We start from the raw sequence: 18,833 nt of genomic DNA on the forward strand, positions 1-18,833 counted from the left end.
TTGATGCGGGTGGTCAGGCGCGGCGCACTCATGTTGGACCCGTATGCAAAGTATGCGAATTCGTTTGATTTGAACATTTTTTCCCCACACTGTTCAGCGCTAGTGAATGCTTAAAAGTATTCTTCTCTCTTGCATGAGTGCGCTGTCGTTGGAGCCGGCTATGTGGCAGTGCTGGCCCCCGCGAGAAAACGTAGTGGCAAGAGGCTGATGGCTACCGTGCACCCTGAAGGAACTCGGGTATTACCATCTTTGCCAATATCAACAGTCGTCACAGCTCGTTGGGACAGAACGCCAATGGCTTCACCTCTCTCGTTGACGAGAGGCCCGCCGCTAGCGCCTGTATGCATCGCGTTGTCGATATACATGACGTCGCACTCCAGCGTTTCGCCGCCAGCAGTTGTCACCACAATACGCCTGATGTTTCCGATGTGCCCTTGCTTGATAAGCGGGCCAGTCATATCTGCCTGATACCCTTTATCCATTGCGGCTTTGAATGCATCAGCGCCTTCCATTGCAGGACACAGCAATCGGTCTACATCAAAGGGCAGCCGCAACTCCTCTGAATAGCCGGCCATAAATACGCGTTGACCGAGACGAGGTGTCTCCAGTGGAACTGGTATCCAGTGAAGCGTGTCGGGAAAAGGAATCTTCGGATGCAGTATCGCCAAGTCTAACTGAACATTACTCGTAAAGCCCGGGACCTGTATCTCTGGGCAACACATAACTACAGCATACTCAGCTACGGGAATTCCAGGAAATTTGCAGAATATCTTCAACTCGGGGGCGGTGTAGTCGCTCCTTCGAATGGGAAATCGTCCAGTGACAACATGTGCAGCTGTCATAACCTCACCGCTGGGCGTGTACGCGTATCCCGAACCTTCGCTAATCTTTTCGTCGTCCAGAAACACCGTCACGTAGCAGCAGGCGGGAGAGATTCGACCGTAGAGTTCTTCAGGCATGTCGCGTTGAGCCATGGATGTCAGATAGGGACGCCAGCATACTTCAGCAGCTTTCAAGTATCGACGAGGTCTAACCCCTCGCCGCGCGGATGGGGGTGCGCCTACGAACAATCTGCTCCCGCCATGATTCGAGCTTCTCAATGTCTTCACTAAGCTCATCGGGCTGAGGGATGGGTAACCTGCCGACGCGGGCGGCAGCGTCGTGCTCGAATTTCGAGCATTTAGTCATCCCTGCTTCTATTGCGCGATAGTCATCGTCCGAGACAGCGACTTCTTTCAGCCGTTGTGTTGAAACACCCTCGCCAAAGCGTTGAATCGCACCGTTGAAGAGGACCTCTTCCACACACCGCTCCCACGCGAGGCGCAAATCACCATACGCACGCGCTGTGAGGGTCCGATGCGCGTCCTCGTCTCCGTCAGCATGCGCCTTGCGAACCTCTACAAGCATCTGCCGCAGCTTGCCAATGCGATTCTTCGTCCCGAGCACGTCGAAGGGAAGACCATCGGAATGTGCACCAAATCCATCGACAGTGCGGCGGATGTAGTTTGCTTGGAGCGGGGTTTTTAGCTCATCAGCCTTCTGTTCAAGAATGCACAGGAAATATATGTCGTGCGTGAACACGATGACCTGCCGCTTAAGCGACTCTTCGACGAGGCGCTCCGCGACTTCCCAACGGCGGCGATGGTCGAGCGACGAGACCGGGTCGTCGAAGACAATGCCGCCGCGACCGCCACTGAGCTTGGTTTCCGCGAGGAACGACGCGATAGCGATGGCGCGCTGTTCGCCTTCACTGAGAATTGCGGCCGGCGTCGCGTTGCCCGGCAGTTGAAGCGTGAGCTTGAACTGCGTTCGACCGCCGGGTGATTCTGGCTTCATGACAACCTGCAACTCATGGCACTTCAACCTAGTGAGCTCGTCGTTCAGCGCATCCGCCAACTCCTTACTTGCAAGAGTTCGGGACAGGTCGGTGGACTTTCGGGAAATCGCACGCGTGTCGGTACCGTTGATGCACGTTTGCAACTTCGCGCAATACTCATATTTCGCAATTGCCTCGAACACGGCGTCCTTCACCTCGCGAAGCTTGTGCCTTGCGTCAAGTTCAGCTCGTTCGAGTACCAGCTTTGTGCGAGCGACCTCGTCGGCCGATGCTTCGAGGGTCTTTGCCTGAGCTTCCAGCGCGTCGGCAATCTCTTCGAGTCGAACGGCAGCGTCGTTCTGCACGGTGCATACGTTTTCCCACGGCAGAGTGCCCGCAGACGCAAGCAACGCTTCGGATTGTCGAGTCTTCAAAACGGCTTCCGATTGCTCGCAAAGCGGCAACAGCCGTGCATCCAGAGTGTTGAGCTCTTCCTTCATGGCAGGATCGATCACAAAGTCGAGCTTCGCATTCTTTATCGTGTTGTACGCGTCCTTTGCCAGGCTCCGTGCGTCCTTCGCAGCCTGCTCAACCTTGTCTTTAATAAACGCGTCGAAGCGACTGAGCCTGCTTGCGCCTTCTGCGCCCAGTTCATTCTGACAGAGCGGGCACTGTGCATCTTTCGGAAGAGCAGAAATTTGGTGGCCGGCGTGAGAGATGGCTGCGAAGTCGCGAGCGGCGTCAAACAGCGTCTTCCACTCGTCGCCACCAGTGCCTGGAAGCTGCCCCGGCTCACTTCGAAACGCTTCAGCTGCGGTATCGGCGACTTTCCTCGCGGCGTTCGATTTGCTGATAAGTTCCTGAAGATTATGGAGCTTTTCGGCGGAGACAGTTCCGACCTTAGTATCAATCTGCGTCTTGAGCCCTTTAACGCGAAGCGCCTTGTTTCGAATCTCTCGGGCTTTCGTCTTCGGGTCCGCTTCGGAAAGCGTCTTCGTCAAGGTTTCTCGGCGATTGACCTCGTCGTCCGACAGCTCTGCCAGCTTCTCTATCTCTTCTCTGGTGGTCTTCTTGGAAATGCCGCTAAGTGCGCGGCCGACTGCGGTGGTCTGGCTAATTAGCACAGAGTACGCCGCGTCGCTCGGCGACGAGTCCCCCTTTTCTTTCGTCGCGCGCGCCCTCAGTTTCCCACACAGACTCACCAGCCCTTCGAGAATATCGAGCCCGTACGGCACGTAAGCGAAATCACCCTGGTTGTCGATATACGCACGTGCGCAGTGGGTGTCGAAGATTGAGATATCCGCGAGCGGTACAGGCGGTTCTGCGCGATGCTTCCACACGAAGTCGACCGTAGTGCCATCGACAATGGTTTCGAATACCGCCTGTGCAGTACCGACATCCTTCGGGTCCAAGCGAGCGTTGGGCAGGATAGGCTCTCTCCGGTCCCGTGCGCGGCATGCATGTTTGAATATTCTGGAGTAGCCAGATTTCCCTGCTCCATTTTCGCCGTAGATAACGGTCAGACCGGTCGGCGAAATTGGGAGGCGACCGCCTTGAACCAACGCGTTGACGTGTTGTAACTCTTTGATGGCGACAATCTGAACAAGTCGAGTGGGGTTGGTCTGAGGGGCGACCTCGGTGCTTGCTAACTTCTTGGCTACTCGGCCATGCTCGTCGGGGATACCCGCTTCAACCTTGGCAAGCGCATAGATGTCCTCGATGTCCTCCGGCGACAGCTCGCGATTCTCGTACAGTCGGGCAATAGCGTCTTGCTGCCAGGCCGAAAGAGTCTTCGACCACTGATGAATTTCTTGGATGATTGTCACAGGTCAAGCCCCCGTAATTTATCGAGACTGATGTAGTTGCTTTGGTCGGTGCATTATTTGAAATGGGATAGATATTTTAATGTTATACGCGCGAATATAAATGCGTATACCGAAAAATCGGTATTTTTTTGACCGACCCCTGCAACCGTTTTCAACAAGACGACGCGCCGAGAGACTATGCACGCGAGTTGTGAGTCATCCAGAAGTGTGAGTCTGCAATGCGAGGCTACTAGGGCGACTCGCTACCCGTATCTCTCCGTGTGCATCGAAATGGGAACCTAGTACTATATCCCGCGCCTTTCGAGTGGGTAACCTCGGTGAGGGGCGTGTTGATAGGTGCTACTCCTTGGAGGGTGTAGGTCGACATTGCGTTTACCGGGGCGCACGTGCGTTGGTTGACGGTCTCACAGCGCCGGAGGTGCTCGCAGATGCGTTCGCTGGCGGGTGGCGCGGGGACCTCGGAGGCGGAGGTTTCTCCGCTCTCGAGGCATGCTAGAGGGCTGCGCTTTAGTTCTATTCGTTTCCGTTAAGCTGCGTCCCGCCCGAGTTTGCGGGCGGGACAAAGGCCCTAAGGAAAATTTTTGTAGCAAGCTTCAAGTGGAACCTGTCCGCATTTTTGTGGGCGCGGCACGGTTCACTCGCCCTCACTCCACCGTCACCGACTTGGCCAGATTCCTAGGCTTATCAATATCCGTCCCCCGCGCCAACGCCGCGTGATACGCGAGCAGTTGCATCGGCACCGTATGCAAAATCGGCGACAACGGCCCGTAATACTCATTGAGCCGAATCACCTCGATCCCTTCACCCGGCACGATCCCGCAGTCCACGTCAGCGAACACGAAGAGCCGCCCGTTCCGCGCACTGACCTCATGCATGTTCGACCGGAGTTTCTCGAGCAACATGTCATTCGGCGCGACCGCGATCACCGGCATTTCATTGCTGACGAGCGCCAGCGGCCCATGCTTCAACTCACCCGCCGGATAAGCCTCCGCATGAATATACGAAATCTCCTTCATCTTCAGCGCGCCTTCCAATGCGATCGGATAATGCATCCCGCGCCCGAGAAACAGCATGTTGTCGCGTCGCGCGAGTAGCTCCGACCACGCCATGATCTGCGGTTCCAGCGCGAGCACTTTCGACATCGCATCGGGCAGATGCCGCAGCGTCCGCAGATGTTCCTTCTCGTCGTCGTCATTCAGCCGCCCGCGCACCTGCGCCAGCGACAGCGTCAGCAGGAACAGCGCGACGAGCTGCGTCGTAAACGCCTTCGTCGACGCCACGCCGATCTCGACCCCCGCACGCGTCACGAACTGCAGCGCGCATTCGCGCATCAGCGCACTCGTCGCCACGTTGCAGATCGCGAGCGTGTGGATCATCCCGCTGCGTTTCGCGACATGCACGGCCCCGAGCACGTCGGCCGTCTCGCCGCTCTGCGATACCGCAACCACCAGCGTGCGCGGATTCGGCACGCTGTCGCGATAACGGAACTCGCTGGCAATCTCCACGCTGGCCGGCAGCTTCGCGATGCTTTCGATCCAGTACTTCGCGGTCAGCGCCGCGTGATAGCTGCCGCCGCACGCGAGCAGCAGCACCGAATCGACGTCATTGAACACGCGCCACGCGCCGTCGCCGAACAGCTCGGGCATGATCGACGAAACGTCGAGCAGCGTATCGGCCACGGCCTGCGGCTGCTCGAAGATCTCCTTCTGCATGTAGTAGCGATACGATCCGAGATCGGCCGCGCCGCTATGCGCGGCGACGCGTTGCACCGCGCGCTCGACGCGCTGACCGTTCGCATCGACGATCCAGTAGCGATGCAGTTGGATATCGGCGACGTCGCCGTTCTCCAGGTACGCAATGCGATCGGTGATACCCGACAGCGCAATCGCGTCGGACGCCAGAAAATTCTCGCCTTCGCCGACCCCGACGACGAGCGGCATCCCGTCGCGTGCGCCGACGATCCGGTGCGGCTCATCGCGGCACATCACCGCGATCGCATAGCTGCCGCGCAGTCGCGCGACCGCGCGCCGTACCGCGTCGAACAGGTCGCCGTCGTACAGATGGTCGATCAGATGCGCGATCGCCTCGCTGTCGGTCTGGCTCGCGAACACATAGCCGTGCGCCTGCAGTTCCGCGCGCAGTTGATCGCAGTTCTCGATGATCCCGTTGTGCGACAGCGCGATGCGCGCATTGGCGTCGCTTGGCGAGAAGTGCGGATGCGCGTTGAGCGTGACGGGCGCGCCATGCGTGGCCCAGCGCGTATGCGCGATGCCCGTGTAACCGGACAACGCTTGGTCGGCAATCTCGCGCTGCAGGTTCGCGACGCGATCGACGCTGCGGGCGCGCGCCAGCGCGCGGTCGCGGTAGACCACGACGCCGCACGAATCGTAGCCGCGGTATTCGAGCCGCTTCAGGCCGTCGACGAGGTTCGGCAGGATGTCCCGCTGGGCAACCGCCCCGACAATTCCACACATATCGCGCTCCGTAAATGTCCTGTCTGGATCAGTGAGAGCGATGGTAGAACCAGCGAAATGGAATTAAATTTCAAAAAATAACAGATAATGAAATGGATGGTATATCGTCTATCATATTGAAATTAAATTTCACTCTCTGACGGGAAGGAGTGGCCGATGGCCGGCATCACCCTCGACGACCTCGACCTGCGCATCCTCGCGATCCTGCAGGACGATGCATCGGTATCGAACCTGCAACTCGCCGAGCGCGCGCTGTCGTCGCCGCCCACCTGCATGCGTCGCGTGCGCCGGCTGACGGAGGCCGGCGTGATCCGTCGGCAGGTCGCGGTGCTCGATCCGGTCGCGATCGGCACGGCCGTCACCGCGCTGATCGAGATCAGCCTCGACCGGCAGACGGCCGAAGACTACGACGCGTTCGAAGCGTACGTGTGCGCGGAGCCGGCCGTCACGCAGTGCTACCGCGTGTCGCCGGGGCCCGATTTCGTCGTGATCGCCGATCTGGCCGACGTCGCCGAATACGACGAATTCGCGCGGCGGCTGTTCACCGGTGCATCGAACGTCCGCAACGTGCGGACGTTTTTCTCGACGCATCGCGCGAAGTTCGAAGCGAACGCGCGGGTCGCGCACGCGACGCGCAAGCGCACATGACGTAAGTCCACCGCGTGTTCGTCCGGCATCAAGCAGCAGCCGCTTCCGCCAGTTGCAGCGGCTTGCCGTATCCGAAGCAATGCGCGGGCTCGGGAAACACGCGCTGCCGCACGTCGTGCGCGTACTGGCGGATCGCGTCGCGCATCACCGCGTTCGCATCCGCGTAGCGCTTCACGAAGCGCGGCGTGTACGCATCGAATGCGCCGATCATGTCCTCGGTCACGAGCACCTGCCCGTCACATGCGGGCGATGCGCCGATGCCGATCGTCGGGATCGTCAGCGTTTCGGTCAGGTGGCGCGCGAGCGCTTCGGCGGTGCCTTCGATGACGACGCTGAACGCGCCGGCCCGCTCGGCCGCACACGCGGCGTCGAACACCTGCGCGGCCGAACGCGGGTCCATGCCCTGCGCGCGGAAGCCGCCCGTCGCGTTGGCTTGCTGCGGCATGAGGCCGACATGCGCCATCACCGGAATGCCGCGATCGGTCAGGAAGCGGATCGTGTCGGTCATCTCGCAGCCGCCTTCGAGCTTCACGGCCTGCGCGCCGGTTTCGGCGAGCAGCCGCGCGGCGGAGCGATAGGCTTGCGCGGGCGATTCCTGGAACGTGGAGAACGGCAGGTCGACGACGACGCACGCCTGCGCGGCGCCGCGCCGCGCACGACGGCCGCCCCATGTGCAATCATCATGTCGAGCGTGACGCGCAGCGTATCGGGCATCCCGTACAGCACCATGCCGACGGAGTCGCCGACGATGATCACGTCGGCTACTTCATCGACGAGCTTCGCCATCGGCGCGGAGTACGCGGTCAGCGACACGAGGCTGCCGATGCCTTTGGTCGAACGGATCGCGGTGACGGTCTTGCGGGTGATGCGGGTATGAGCGCTCATGGGCGGAAGCCGTGTGAAAAGGGAGCCGCCACGGTAGCATCGCGTGCGTTCGTGCAATGACCTTCGGAGGACGTCTTATGTTGCTGTCGGGACAACCCGGCGACCCTTACGCGGTGCCGCCGATGGCGCGCCTACCGAGGCCGCTGTACGTGCGGGCGTTCGGCATTCCCGGTAACGTGAGCGTCGACGCGCACAGTCATCCGTGGGCGCAGTTGATGTATGCGACGAGCGGCGTGCTCGAGGTGTCGACGCCGTCGGGCCGGCAACTGCTGCCGCCGCACTACGCGATGTGGATTCCGCCGCATGTGCCGCATGCGGTGTCGACGCGCGATTGCGTCGCGTTCCACAGCCTGTATCTCGACGAAGCCATTGCGCGCAGCGACGTGAACGACGATTGCACGATCCTCTGCATGACGCCGCTGCTGCGCGAACTGGTGATCGCGACCGGCGAGTTGCCGGTGAATTACGACGAGGCGGGGCCCGACGGTGCGCTCGTGTGCCTGATCGCGGACCGGATCGCGCGCATGCAGCCGGCGCCGCTCACGGTGCCGCTGCCGCGCGATCCGCGCCTGCTGAAAATCGCGCGCGCGTTGCATGCGGCGCCGGGCGATACGCGCAGTCTCGACGAATGGGGCCATCAGGTCGGCGCGACGCGGCGCACGCTGTCGCGGCTGTTCCGGCAGGACACGGGGCTGTCGTTTACCGAATGGCGGCAGGGCGTGCGGCTGGTCGCGTCGCTGCCGCTGCTCGATGCAGGCGAGCCGATCGGCACGGTGGCCGCGCAGCTGGGTTACGACTCGACGTCGTCGTTCATCGCGTTGTTCCAGACGAAATTCCGCATGACACCCGGCGCATATGCGAAGCGTGAAGCGCGCCGGCCGCTGCTGCCCGCGTGACGCGCTTCGTCGATCAGAACGCGAGCGCCTGCTGCATCGGATGATGCGCGCCGCGTGAAAGCTCTGCGCCTTCGAGCGACAGCAGCGCACGTTTGCGATCGATGCCGCCCGCATAGCCGGTCAGGCTGCCCGATGCGCCGACCACGCGATGGCACGGCACGATGATCGATACCGGATTGCGGCCGACCGCACCGCCCACGGCGCGTGCGCCGCTCATCGGCAGCCCGACGCGTTCGGTGATGTCGCCATACGACACGAGTTCGCCGAACGGAATCGCAAGCAGTTCCTGCCAGACGCGTCGCTGAAACGCGGTGCCGCGCAGGTGGATCGGCACCGAGAACGTGTCGCGCGCGCCGGTGAAGTATTCGGCGATTTCTTCCGCGACCCGGCGGGCGACCGGCGACCTGGCGAGCGTGTGCGCGTCGTTCAGGATCGCAAGCGACGGGAAGTATTTCTGGCCGACGAAGTACAGGCCGGTCAGCGCATCGTCCTCGATGCGTACGGCGATGTCGCCCAGCGGGCTCGGAATCAGGTGAGCGGGAGTCATCGCGATACATCTCCATGAAGACGCCACACATGCAGTGCGGCATACGCGCGCCACGGCGCCCAGCGCGCCGCATGCGGTGCTGCTGATGGCACGCGCGTGCGGTCGGTGCGGGCGGCGCGGGCGGACAGCAACACGTCGTCGGCGGGGAATGCATTCGGCCATGCCATCGCACGCATCGCGACGTACTGCACCGCGCGTTCGTCGAAGCCGGGCAGCGCGCGCAGCGCGGCGAGCGTTGCATCGAGCGGCGCCATCGGTTCGAGCGCGAGCGTGCCGTCGTCGACCGCGCGGGCGAGCGACACGATCGCGTGCGCCATGTCGCGCTCGATGCCGATCGTTTCGAGGGCCGAAGGCGGCAGCGCGGCCAGTGTCGCGGCACAGGGCAGGGCGCGCATGAGGCCCGGCGGCGCACCATCGACCGAGTGACCGAAGCGCTCCGCGATTCGTGCGAGCAACGGCATATCGGCCTGCGCCGCCGCCAGCTGCTCGCCCGCGATCGCACGGATCGCGATCTCCAGGCCGTCGAACGCGCCGGGCACGCGCAGCCCCGGCGAGCCGCTCGCGAGATCGCCGAGATGCGCGTCGATCACGTCGGGCCGGCTGTCGAGATCGAACAGCCGGCGCACGCGTGCGAGTACGGCCGGTACGACCGGCGTCAGCGCGGGCGACACGGTGACGGCCAGCGCGAAGCGCTGCGGCACGTGCGCGACGGACAGCCAGCCGGCCACGCAGCCGCCGTCGTGTCGATTCGGCAATTCGACGACGCGTGCATAACCGCGCGCGTCGATCCGCTCGACGCCGTCGATCTGCCGCTGCGCAAGAAAACGCATCAGGTCGGCCCACGCGAACGGCGGCCGGTACGGCAGCGGGAAGGTCATGTCGCCGTCGGCCGACGCGCCGGCCCCTTTGCGCAGTCGCAGCGGATTGAGGCCGTAGCGCTGACGGAACAGGTCATTGAAGCGCCGTACGCTGCCGAACCCGGCCGTCGACGCGACGACGGCCACCGGCAGCGCGGTATCGGTCAGCAGCCGCTTGGCCATCAGCAGCCGCTGCGTCTGCGCGAACTCGACCGGCGACACGCCGAACTGCGCGCTGAAGATGCGGCGCAGATGGCGTTCGGTCACGCCGACGCGCCGTGCGAGCGCGGCGACGGAATGCGCGTTCAGGAAACCGTCGTCGATCAGCGTCGCGGCCGCGTCGGCGAGATTGCCGGACAGGTCGAGCAGCCCGTGGCCGGGCGCGAGTTCGGGGCGGCAGCGCATGCAGGGCCGGAAGCCGGCTTTCTCGGCGGCCGCGGCGGTCGGGTAGTAGCTGCAGTTTTGCGCTTTCGGCGGCTTCACCGGGCAGACCGGGCGGCAGTACACCCCGGTCGTCGCGACGCCGACGAAGAACCAGCCGTCGAAGCGGCGGTTCCGCGAAAGCAGGGCGTCGTAGCAGGTGTCGGGATCGAGGCGCATGGGACGACTGTAAACCATCCCCGCGGTCGATTCTGGCTGGAATCGGACATGTGTCTCGGCTGCCGCGCGCCTGCCGCGCCGCAGCGGGAAAATCAGGGGAAAAACGGTTAATACCACTTTGCGAAACAGTCGTCTCTTTTACCGCGACTAATTTGAGATGACTCATCGAAATCCCCGACTGACACGGCACCGGCAGACGCCCTATCCTTTGAAAAACGTTTTCCAGATGGGTTGGCGAAAAGGGCCGGTGCGTCAGCGCGTGGGCCGTTCGCCCCGGCGCCGGTCGCCGGTCAACGAATACCGCGCGGCGCGACGGGCGCGACCGCGCATCGGAGACATTCATGCAATCTGCCGTCGTCGGCGCCGTGCGCGCGGCCGCCAGCCGCTACCGCTGGACCGTCTGTGCGCTGCTGTTCTTCGCGACCGTGATCAACTACATGGATCGGCAGATCCTCGGCCTGCTCGCGCCGATGCTCCAGCACGACATCGGCTGGAGCCAGGTGCAGTACGGCCGCATCGTGATGGCGTTTTCGGCGTTCTATGCGCTGGGTCTGCTCGGCTTCGGGCGCATCGTCGACTGGCTCGGCACGCGCGTGTCGTACGCAGTGGCGATGCTGGTATGGAGCATCGCCGCGATGCTGCATGCGGCGGTCGGCTCGGTGACGGGCTTCGCGTTCGTGCGTGCGCTGCTCGGGATCGGCGAGGGCGGCAACTTCCCGGCCGCGATCAAGACGACGGCCGAATGGTTCCCGCGCCGCGAACGCGCGCTCGCCACCGGCATCTTCAACTCGGGCGCGAACATCGGCGCGGTGTTCGCGCCGGCGATCATCCCCGCGATCGCGGTGGCCTACGGCTGGCGCGCGGCGTTCGTGATCATCGGCGCGATCGGCATCGTGTGGCTCGCGGTGTGGCTGGTGATGTATCGCACGGCCGACACGCGCGCGCTCGCCGCGGAATACGACGAGCCGCGCGACGAAGCCGAAGCGCTCGACGCGGCGAACGCGAACGCCGGCGCGCCGCGCTGGGGCGAACTGATCCGCAAGCGCGAGACGTGGGCCTTCCTGATCGGCAAGTTCCTGACCGATCCGGTGTGGTGGTTCTACCTGTTCTGGCTGCCGAAGTGGCTCAACGAATCGCGCGGGATGGACATGCAGCACATCGGTTTGCCGCTCGTGTGCATCTATGCGCTGACGACGGTCGGCAGCATCGGCGGCGGCTGGCTGTCGTCGATGCTGCTGCGTGCGGGCTGGAGCGTGAACCGGGCGCGCAAGACGGCGATGCTGATCTGCGCATGTTGCGTGCTGCCGATCGCGTTCGTGTCGCAGGTGCAGAGCCTGTGGATCGCGGTGCTGATCGTCGGCCTCGCCGCCGCCGCGCACCAGGGCTGGTCGGCGAACCTGTTCACGACGGCGTCCGACCTGTTCCCGCGCCGCGCGGTCGCATCGGTGGTCGGTATCGGCGGGATGGCCGGCTCGATCGGCGGCGTGCTGTTCTCGGAAGTGATCGGCCAGGTGCTGCAGCGCACCGGCCACTACTGGGTGCTGTTCGCGATCGGCGCGTCGGCCTACCTGATCGCGCTGGCCGTGATGCACGTGCTCACGCCGAAGATGAAGCCCGCGAAACTCGATGCGTGATCGCGTATCGGCAAGCGACAACGCCGCCCTCGGGCGGCGTTTTTGCGTTCGGGGACGTGACGCGTCGCGACCGCGTCAGCCGGCCGATGCGGTCGACGCGCGCATGATCAGCCGCGGCTCGAACGTCGAATAGCTCGCGTCGGTGCGCCCGGCGAGCGCATCGATCAGCTTCTGCATCGCAAGTTCGCCCATGTTCTCGCTCTGGATGTCGACGGTCGTCAGCGCGGGCGCCGCGTATGCGCCGTACGGCACGTTGTCGATGCCGGCGACGGACACGTCCTGCGGCAGGCGGAAGCCGAGCGACGCGGCTTCCTTCATGAAGCCGAGCGCGATCAGGTCGTTGTAGCAGATCACGGCCTGCGGGCGCTGCGGCCCGAGCATCACGCGCGAGCACGCACGCTCGCCGGCCTCGGCGGTCGGCGCGTGCGCGTCGTGCACGTCGAGCGTGAGCCCCGCTTCGGCGAGGCAGTCGCGCGCGCCCTGGATTCGTTCGTCGTTCACGCGCGCGGTGCCGAAGCCGAGATATGCGATGCGCGTATGGCCGAGGTTGAGCAGGTGGCGCGCGAGCATGTAGGTCGACAGCCGGTTGTCGATGCCGACGCTCGGAATCGGCAGGCCGGGGCTGCGACGCAGCAGCACGAGCGGCTTGTTGAGGTCGAGCATCCAGCCGGCTTCCTCGTCGGGCATCCGCGTGCTGACGATCAGCCCGTCGACGCGCTGCGCGAGCGCCTCGATCAGCGAGCGTTCGCGCGCCTGGCTCTCCTCGGTATCGACGAGCAGCAGCGTGTAGTCGTGCTGCAGCGCGACGCGGTTCGCGCCTTTCACGACGTTCGTGAAGTGCGGGTTGCTGATGTCGAGGATCACGAGGCCGATGGTGCGCGTGCGGCCGGTGATCATCGAGCGCGCAAGCGGATTCGATCGGTAGCCGAGCCGCTCGATGGCCTCCTTGAGCCGTGCCTCGACGGTCGGCGAGAAGCGTTGCGTGCCGTTCACGTACTTCGATACCGTCGCGACCGACACGCCGGCTTCCGCGGCCACGTCGCGGATCGTCGAGGAAACTTTTTTCATCGGAAGGGTAACGTTTTCGTTCGATAACGCCGGATTGTGGCAGAAAAAGCCGGCGTGCAGCCACCCGTCGATATCGGGAAAGTGCGGATGGCTGCGAGCAGATTCGACCATTGACGCTCGACGCCGCGCACGCGTATAGTTGGAAAACGTTTTCCGCTTTAAGTCAGATCAAGGAGATTCGATGAACGCCTCATCCACCGCCGCGCGCAAACCGTTCGGCCGCCTGCTGCTGACGGGCGCGGCCGGCAACCTCGGCCGCCAGTTGCGCGGCGCGCTCGCCGACTGGGCCGACGTCGTGCGCGTCAGCGACATCGCGGCGCTCGGCGACGCGGCCGCGCATGAAGAACTCCGCGTGGTCGACCTGGCCGACCGGCCGGCCGTGATGCAGCTCGTCGACGGCGTGGACGCGATCGTTCACCTGGGCGGCATTTCGGTCGATGCGCCGTTCGACGATCTGGTCGGCGCGAACATCACCGGCACGTACAACCTGTACGAAGCCGCGCGCAAACACGGCGTGAAGCGCGTCGTGTTCGCGAGCTCGAACCATGCGATCGGGTTCCATCCGGTCACCGAGGTGCTCGACGCCGATGCGCCGCTGCGCCCGGACAGCCTGTACGGCGTGACGAAGTGCTTCGGCGAATCGCTGTCGCGCTACTACTTCGACCGCTTCGGGATCGAAACCGTATGCCTGCGGATCGGCTCGTCGTTCGAGGTGCCGAAGAACCCGCGCATGCTCGTCACGTTCCTCAGCTATCGCGATTTCATCGAGCTCGTGCGCTGCTCGCTGCTGACGAACCGCGTCGGGCACGCGATCGTCTACGGCGCGTCGGACAACCCGGTGAAGTGGTGGGACAACACGAAGGTCGGCTTCCTCGGCTTCCGTCCGCGCGACAGCTCCGAGCAGTTCGCCGGGCTGTTCCCGGTGACGGCGCCGACCGCCGAGTACGACGATCCCGCGCAGCGGTTCCAGGGCGGCGGGTTCGTCGTCGGCGAGCCGATGGAGCGCAACGTGAAATAAGTCAGGCCGGCGGCGGGCGCGGGCGTCGGCGATCAACGCAGGATGTCGGTCGCCTTGTGCCGCTCGTCGACGCCGTCGATCAGGATCAACGGGCCGCTCGCGTGCCGTGCGCGCAGCGGCTGGATCTGCCGGTACGCATCCGAGTCGTACCACGCGCGCACCATGTCGAGATCCGGAAACGCGATCGCGATCAGGTCGCCGTGCCATGCGCCTTCGCGTACCTCCGGCCGTGCGCCGTGAATCACGAAATGGCCGTCGTACGGTGCGAGCGTGCCGTCGATCCGTTCGAGGTATTCGACGATGTCGTCGCACATTTCGACGTCGTGCAGATGGGCGATGGCGTAGGCGGTCATGGCGGGCTCCTTGGCGTGATGCGGTTCGAGAATCGATGGCGCCATGATCGCGGCGCGGGCGGCGCGCGTCGATTACCTGCGACGTAAGCAAATCGGGGCGAGCGCGCCGCGTCTTGCTTCAGGCCGAGGCGCGCATCGATCGATGGACGGCGCGGCGCAATCCCGCATCACAATCCCGCGGCACACGCCATCACGCCCGCTTGCGCGCTGCCCGCACGACGGGCGTCGCCTCCAGCGGCTCGCTGGCCTGCTCGCCCAGCCGGTCGAGCATCCGTTGCGCGGCGCCCGCGCAATCCTCGCCCGCCGGCTTGTTCTCGATCTCGTCGATCAGCGTTTCCAGATGCTGCCGGTTCTGCGCGAGACGCCGTTCGAGCAGCGCGATTTCGTCGACCTTGTGCCGCAGCGCGGCCAGCAGTTCGTCGTGCGGCCATGCGCCGAGATCGGGCGGCAACACCGCGCGGATCTCGTCGAGCGAGAAGCCCGCGCCCTGCGCGCGGTCGATGATCGCGAGCCGCGTCAACGCTTCCGGCCCGTATTCCCGATAGCCGTTCGCCTGCCGGCGGGCCGGTTCGAGCAGGCCGCTCGCTTCGTAGAAGCGGATGCGCGACGCCGCGAGGCCGCTCGCCTTCGCCAGTTCGCCGATTTTCATGATGGGCTCCAAAAAGGGCTTGACCTTAAAGTTGACTTTAAAGTTATCGTTGGCCATCGTCAATCGAGGATCTGCACCATGAATCTGTTTGCGCCCCTCACACTGCCCAACGGGGCGGTGATTCCGAACCGTCTGGCCAAGGCCGCGATGGAAGAAAACATGGCCGATGCGGATCACGCGCCGTCCGACGCGTTGCTGCGCCTGTACCAGGCGTGGGCCGACGGCCAGGCCGGCCTGATCCTGACCGGCAACGTGATGGTGGACGGCCGCGCGATGACGGGGCCGAACGGCGTCGTACTCGAAAGCGACGCGCATCTCGACCGTTTCCGCCGCTGGGCGCAGATCGCGCGCTCGAACGGCGCGCACGTGTGGATGCAGATCAATCACCCGGGGCGCCAGATGCAGGCGGCGCTCGGCCAGACGACGCTCGCGCCGTCGGCCGTGCCGCTCGCGCTCGGCGCGCTGTCGAAGCAGTTCCCGGTGCCGAAGGAGATGACGGCCGCCGACATCGCGGACGTGCAGCAGCGCTTCGTCCGTGCCGCGCAGCTCGCGGAGCAAAGCGGCTTCACCGGCGTGCAGGTGCATGCGGCGCACGGCTATCTGCTGAGCCAGTTCCTGTCGCCGCTGACGAACCGCCGGCAGGATCAATGGGGCGGCAGCATCGAGAATCGCGCGCGCCTGCTGCTCGATATCGTGAAGGCGGTGCGTGCGGCGGTGTCGCCGGCATTCGTCGTCGCGGTGAAGCTGAACTCGGCCGATTTCCAGCGCGGCGGTTTCAGCGCGGACGACGCGAAGCGCGTGGTCGAACTGCTGAATCCGCTCGGCGTCGATCTCGTCGAACTGTCGGGCGGCAGCTATGAAGTGCCGGCGATGCAGGGCGACGCGCGCGACGGCCGCACGCTGGCGCGCGAAGCGTATTTCCTCGAATTCGCGCGCGACATCACCGCCGTCGCGCGGATGCCGCTGATGGTCACGGGCGGCATCCGCCGTCGTGCGGTGGCCGAGCAGGTGGTGAACAGCGGCGTGGCGATGGTCGGCATCGCGACCGCGCTGTCGATCGCCCCGAACCTGCCGCGCGACTGGCGCGCCGGCAAGGACAGCGCGCCGGTGCTGCAGCCGATCCGCTGGAAGAACAAGGCGCTGGGCGCGCTGGCGAACATGGCCGTCGTCAAGTTCCAGCTCGCGCGATTGAGCGAAGGGCGCCGCACGCATCCGCAGGTATCGCCGCTGCGCGCGCTGGTGGGGCAGCAACTGGCCGCGCAGTGCCAGACGCGGCGCTACCGGAAGTGGATGGCGGGGCGCGCGGCGGGCACGCGTGCATGATGCATCGACGCGCGCCGGCGATGCCGAAGGCTGACCGGCACGCCGCCGCGGTCGTGCCGCCTGGCACGTTGCGCGGCGGCCTGCGCGCTCAGAACCGGTAGTTCGCCAGTACCTCGAAGCGCCGGTCGTTGCCGAGCAGATACTGCGTCTCGTTGTAGTACGCGGACTGCACGTAGCGGCGATTGAACACGTTGTACGCGCGGGCGGTGATCGTCGTGTCCTTGCGCGGCTTCCACGCGAGGCCGAGGTCGACGGTCGTGTACGACGGCATCACGAACTGGTTCGCGGTATCGGCGAACCGCTTGCCGACGTACTTGACGCCCGCGATGCCGGTCCAGTCCGGCGCGAAGCGCCAGCTTACCCACAGGTTCGCGAGCCGCTGCGGCACCGACACCGGCACGTTGCCCGCGCGCGACACGGTCGTGCCGGCGGACGACTGCTGGAAATCGTCGTATTTCGCGCGCAGGATCGACACGTTCGCATCGACGCGCCAGTCCTTCGCGATCTCCGCGCCGACCGTCGCCTCCAGCCCGCGCGACGACTGCTGGCCGACCTGGATCGACTGGTTCGGATTCACCGGGTCGGCCGTCAGGAGGTTGCTCTTCACGATCCGGTACGCGGCGAGCGTCCATTCGGCCTTGCCGTCGAGGAACGACTGCTTCACGCCGATCTCGATCTGCCGGCCGGTGGCGAGCGTGAAATTCGCCTTCGACGCATTGAGCGACAGCAGCGAGCTGACCGGATCGGCCGCGACCGAATACTGGCCGTACACGGCGAGGCCGGGCCGCACGTCGTACACGGTGCCGATGCGCCAGCCGGTGTTCGCGAACACCTTCGTGAATGCGCCGCCGTTCACGAGATCGTCGCGGTTCACGCTCGCATGGTCGTAGCGCAGCCCGCCGATCACCGACCAGCGCGGCGTGATCTCCAGCCGGTTCTCCGCGAACAGCGCGTACTGGTTCGACTGGCTGCGGTACTTCGGAAACGTGCCGGCCGTGTTGATGAAACTGCCCGGATCGAAGTTGTACGGATCGACCGTCGACGTGCCAGCATACGGCGAATTGTTGTCGTGCTGGAACGTCGTGTGGTTGAACTCGACGCCCGCCGAAAACGTGTTGCGCATGCCGAGCAGCGCGCCGCCGACGGTGGCCGTCGTCACGTTGCCGTACTGTTCCTGGTCGTGAAAGATCTCGGTGTAGCTGCTGCGCCGCACTTGCGCGCTCGACGGCAGGTACGTGTAGTACTCCGCATCCTTCCAGTGACGGTTGCTCTTCATCCGGTACAGCGTGCTCGTCACGTTCAGGCTGTCGCTCGGCTGCCAGTTCGCCGAGACGGTGGCCCAGCTGTCGCGGAACGCGATGTCGGCGTCGCCGACGTTGTAGTTCTTCTTGTCGAGCGCGCGGTCACGGGCACCGTTGACGAGCGGCACGCCGAAATACTGCATCGGATGCATGAAGCCCTGCGCGTACGACGCCGTCACGTACAGCTCGGGCGTCACGTCGTAGCGCAACGCGCCGGACACCGACAGGTTGCGCGAATCGCCGCGGTCGACCCAGTTCGACGCGCGGTTGCCGCTGATGTCGAAGCGGTACGACAGCTTGTCGTTGATCGCGCCGCCGCTGCCGAACGCGGCGCGTGCCGTGCCTTCGGTGCCGCCGCCGACTTGCAGTTCGTTGCGGATCGGCGTGCGCGTCGGCTTCTTCGGCACGATGTTGACCACGCCGCCGATCGCGCCTTCGCCGTAGATCACCGAAGCGGGGCCGCGCAGCACGTCGATATGGTCGACCGACCACGTGTCGAACGGGAACGTGACGCCGATCGCGCCGTACGGGCGCACGCCGTCGTACAGCTGCGTGACCGACGACGCGCCGACGAAGCCGCGCGCGGCGAGCTCCGAGTTGCCGTTGCCGGGATGCGGCGACGCGCTGATGCCGGCGGCGCGGCTCACGGCGTCGATGATCGAACTGTCGCCGCGCGTGTCGAGTGTCGCGCGGTTGATCTGCTCGACGCTCGCGGGCGTTTCGAGCGGCGACAGCCCGAGATGGCTGCCGGTGTCGAGCGGTTGCGTCAGGGCGGGCGCCTTCCGCGCGTCGACGCGAATCGGTGCGAGCGTGGCGCCGGTGCCGTCGACACTGCGTTCCTGTGTTTGTGCCTGCCCGGCCGGCGACAGCGCCGCGAGCACGGCGGCGGGCAGCATCAATCTGAACTTCATTGTTTCGGTTTCCTTCGAATGGGGGGA

Annotated in this window: 14 protein-coding genes and 1 pseudogene; 5 read left to right on the forward strand and 10 right to left on the reverse strand. The window is 64.6% G+C overall.

The window, feature by feature from the left end; all coding sequences use genetic code 11:
• Positions 1 to 158 precede the first annotated feature (158 nt).
• From SY91_RS28210 to glmS, 3 genes are all read right to left on the reverse strand, one after another.
• Positions 159 to 959 (reverse strand): serine protease, encoded by an 801-nt coding sequence (locus SY91_RS28210; protein ID WP_185921252.1) that lies wholly within the window; start codon positions 957 to 959, stop codon positions 159 to 161.
• A gap of 70 nt (positions 960 to 1,029) precedes the next feature.
• Complete coding sequence (locus tag SY91_RS28215) at positions 1,030 to 3,642, reverse strand: AAA family ATPase (protein ID WP_023475345.1); 2,613 nt, start codon at positions 3,640 to 3,642, stop codon at positions 1,030 to 1,032.
• 644 nt (positions 3,643 to 4,286) lie between these two features.
• On the reverse strand, positions 4,287 to 6,116 hold the full coding sequence (glmS, locus tag SY91_RS28220; RefSeq protein WP_023475346.1) for a glutamine--fructose-6-phosphate transaminase (isomerizing): 1,830 nt from the start codon (positions 6,114 to 6,116) through the stop codon (positions 4,287 to 4,289).
• Between the two features lie 156 nt (positions 6,117 to 6,272).
• Between glmS and SY91_RS28225 the strand changes: the two genes are divergently transcribed.
• Entirely contained in the window at positions 6,273 to 6,764 is a 492-nt protein-coding gene (locus SY91_RS28225; protein WP_023475347.1) for an Lrp/AsnC family transcriptional regulator, read from the forward strand.
• A gap of 28 nt (positions 6,765 to 6,792) precedes the next feature.
• On the opposite strand, the pseudogene panB reads toward SY91_RS28225, so the two are convergent.
• A pseudogene (panB, locus tag SY91_RS28230) lies at positions 6,793 to 7,649 on the reverse strand (3-methyl-2-oxobutanoate hydroxymethyltransferase).
• 77 nt (positions 7,650 to 7,726) lie between these two features.
• Between panB and SY91_RS28235 the strand changes: the two are divergent.
• Positions 7,727 to 8,545: an AraC family transcriptional regulator gene (locus tag SY91_RS28235; RefSeq protein ID WP_023475348.1), complete on the forward strand. Its 819-nt coding sequence runs from the start codon at positions 7,727 to 7,729 to the stop codon at positions 8,543 to 8,545.
• 13 nt (positions 8,546 to 8,558) lie between these two features.
• Here the strand turns inward: SY91_RS28235 and SY91_RS28240 are convergent, their stop codons facing one another.
• Both SY91_RS28240 and SY91_RS28245 read right to left on the reverse strand, forming a co-directional pair.
• Positions 8,559 to 9,092: a methylated-DNA--[protein]-cysteine S-methyltransferase gene (locus SY91_RS28240; RefSeq protein ID WP_023475349.1), complete on the reverse strand. Its 534-nt coding sequence runs from the start codon at positions 9,090 to 9,092 to the stop codon at positions 8,559 to 8,561.
• Entirely contained in the window at positions 9,089 to 10,567 is a 1,479-nt protein-coding gene (locus SY91_RS28245; RefSeq protein WP_043886941.1) for a DNA-3-methyladenine glycosylase 2 family protein, read from the reverse strand. The genes SY91_RS28240 and SY91_RS28245 overlap by 4 nt, the downstream gene beginning before the upstream one ends.
• A gap of 323 nt (positions 10,568 to 10,890) precedes the next feature.
• Here SY91_RS28245 and SY91_RS28250 point away from each other — a divergent pair, with 323 nt between their 5' ends.
• A complete protein-coding gene (locus tag SY91_RS28250; RefSeq protein WP_006479818.1) occupies positions 10,891 to 12,183 on the forward strand; it encodes an MFS transporter in 1,293 nt (430 codons plus the stop codon).
• A gap of 75 nt (positions 12,184 to 12,258) precedes the next feature.
• Here the strand turns inward: SY91_RS28250 and SY91_RS28255 are convergent, their stop codons facing one another.
• Positions 12,259 to 13,362, reverse strand: coding sequence for a LacI family DNA-binding transcriptional regulator (locus SY91_RS28255; RefSeq protein ID WP_006479817.1), 1,104 nt, complete (start codon positions 13,360 to 13,362; stop codon positions 12,259 to 12,261).
• Between the two features lie 70 nt (positions 13,363 to 13,432).
• Between SY91_RS28255 and SY91_RS28260 the strand changes: the two genes are divergently transcribed.
• The gene (locus tag SY91_RS28260; RefSeq protein ID WP_011694502.1) at positions 13,433 to 14,269 is read left to right on the forward strand and encodes an NAD-dependent epimerase/dehydratase family protein; all 837 of its coding nucleotides are present in this window, start codon (positions 13,433 to 13,435) and stop codon (positions 14,267 to 14,269) included.
• 32 nt (positions 14,270 to 14,301) lie between these two features.
• Here the strand turns inward: SY91_RS28260 and SY91_RS28265 are convergent, their stop codons facing one another.
• Both SY91_RS28265 and SY91_RS28270 read right to left on the reverse strand, forming a co-directional pair.
• On the reverse strand, positions 14,302 to 14,622 hold the full coding sequence (locus tag SY91_RS28265) for a DUF1330 domain-containing protein (RefSeq protein ID WP_023475351.1): 321 nt from the start codon (positions 14,620 to 14,622) through the stop codon (positions 14,302 to 14,304).
• 190 nt (positions 14,623 to 14,812) lie between these two features.
• Positions 14,813 to 15,271, reverse strand: a complete 459-nt coding sequence (locus SY91_RS28270) for a MerR family transcriptional regulator (RefSeq protein ID WP_006479814.1) — start codon at positions 15,269 to 15,271, stop codon at positions 14,813 to 14,815.
• Positions 15,272 to 15,349: 78 nt separating this feature from the next.
• On the opposite strand from SY91_RS28270, the gene SY91_RS28275 reads away from it, so the two are divergent.
• Positions 15,350 to 16,594: an NADH:flavin oxidoreductase/NADH oxidase family protein gene (locus tag SY91_RS28275; RefSeq protein WP_023475352.1), complete on the forward strand. Its 1,245-nt coding sequence runs from the start codon at positions 15,350 to 15,352 to the stop codon at positions 16,592 to 16,594.
• Between the two features lie 88 nt (positions 16,595 to 16,682).
• Here SY91_RS28275 and SY91_RS28280 read toward each other — a convergent pair whose 3' ends face one another.
• Positions 16,683 to 18,806, reverse strand: coding sequence for a TonB-dependent receptor (locus SY91_RS28280; RefSeq protein ID WP_023475353.1), 2,124 nt, complete (start codon positions 18,804 to 18,806; stop codon positions 16,683 to 16,685).
• Between the last annotated feature and the right edge of the window lie 27 nt (positions 18,807 to 18,833).

Origin of the sequence: Burkholderia cenocepacia, assembly GCF_014211915.1 — a bacterium.
In the GTDB taxonomy this organism is placed as follows: domain Bacteria; phylum Pseudomonadota; class Gammaproteobacteria; order Burkholderiales; family Burkholderiaceae; genus Burkholderia; species Burkholderia orbicola.

What these genes read in the sequence shown, in the direction of transcription:
- SY91_RS28210 (WP_185921252.1), bottom strand. Translation starts at nt 959, where the DNA reads ATGCCTGAAGAACTCTACGGTCGAATCTCTCCCGCCTGCTGCTACGTG.
- glmS (WP_023475346.1), bottom strand. Translation starts at nt 6,116, where the DNA reads ATGTGTGGAATTGTCGGGGCGGTTGCCCAGCGGGACATCCTGCCGAAC.
- SY91_RS28225 (WP_023475347.1), top strand. Translation starts at nt 6,273, where the DNA reads ATGGCCGGCATCACCCTCGACGACCTCGACCTGCGCATCCTCGCGATC.
- SY91_RS28235 (WP_023475348.1), top strand. Translation starts at nt 7,727, where the DNA reads ATGTTGCTGTCGGGACAACCCGGCGACCCTTACGCGGTGCCGCCGATG.
- SY91_RS28240 (WP_023475349.1), bottom strand. Translation starts at nt 9,092, where the DNA reads ATGACTCCCGCTCACCTGATTCCGAGCCCGCTGGGCGACATCGCCGTA.
- SY91_RS28245 (WP_043886941.1), bottom strand. Translation starts at nt 10,567, where the DNA reads ATGGTTTACAGTCGTCCCATGCGCCTCGATCCCGACACCTGCTACGAC.
- SY91_RS28250 (WP_006479818.1), top strand. Translation starts at nt 10,891, where the DNA reads ATGCAATCTGCCGTCGTCGGCGCCGTGCGCGCGGCCGCCAGCCGCTAC.
- SY91_RS28255 (WP_006479817.1), bottom strand. Translation starts at nt 13,362, where the DNA reads ATGGTCGAATCTGCTCGCAGCCATCCGCACTTTCCCGATATCGACGGG.
- SY91_RS28260 (WP_011694502.1), top strand. Translation starts at nt 13,433, where the DNA reads ATGAACGCCTCATCCACCGCCGCGCGCAAACCGTTCGGCCGCCTGCTG.
- SY91_RS28265 (WP_023475351.1), bottom strand. Translation starts at nt 14,622, where the DNA reads ATGACCGCCTACGCCATCGCCCATCTGCACGACGTCGAAATGTGCGAC.
- SY91_RS28270 (WP_006479814.1), bottom strand. Translation starts at nt 15,271, where the DNA reads ATGAAAATCGGCGAACTGGCGAAGGCGAGCGGCCTCGCGGCGTCGCGC.
- SY91_RS28275 (WP_023475352.1), top strand. Translation starts at nt 15,350, where the DNA reads ATGAATCTGTTTGCGCCCCTCACACTGCCCAACGGGGCGGTGATTCCG.
- SY91_RS28280 (WP_023475353.1), bottom strand. Translation starts at nt 18,806, where the DNA reads ATGAAGTTCAGATTGATGCTGCCCGCCGCCGTGCTCGCGGCGCTGTCG.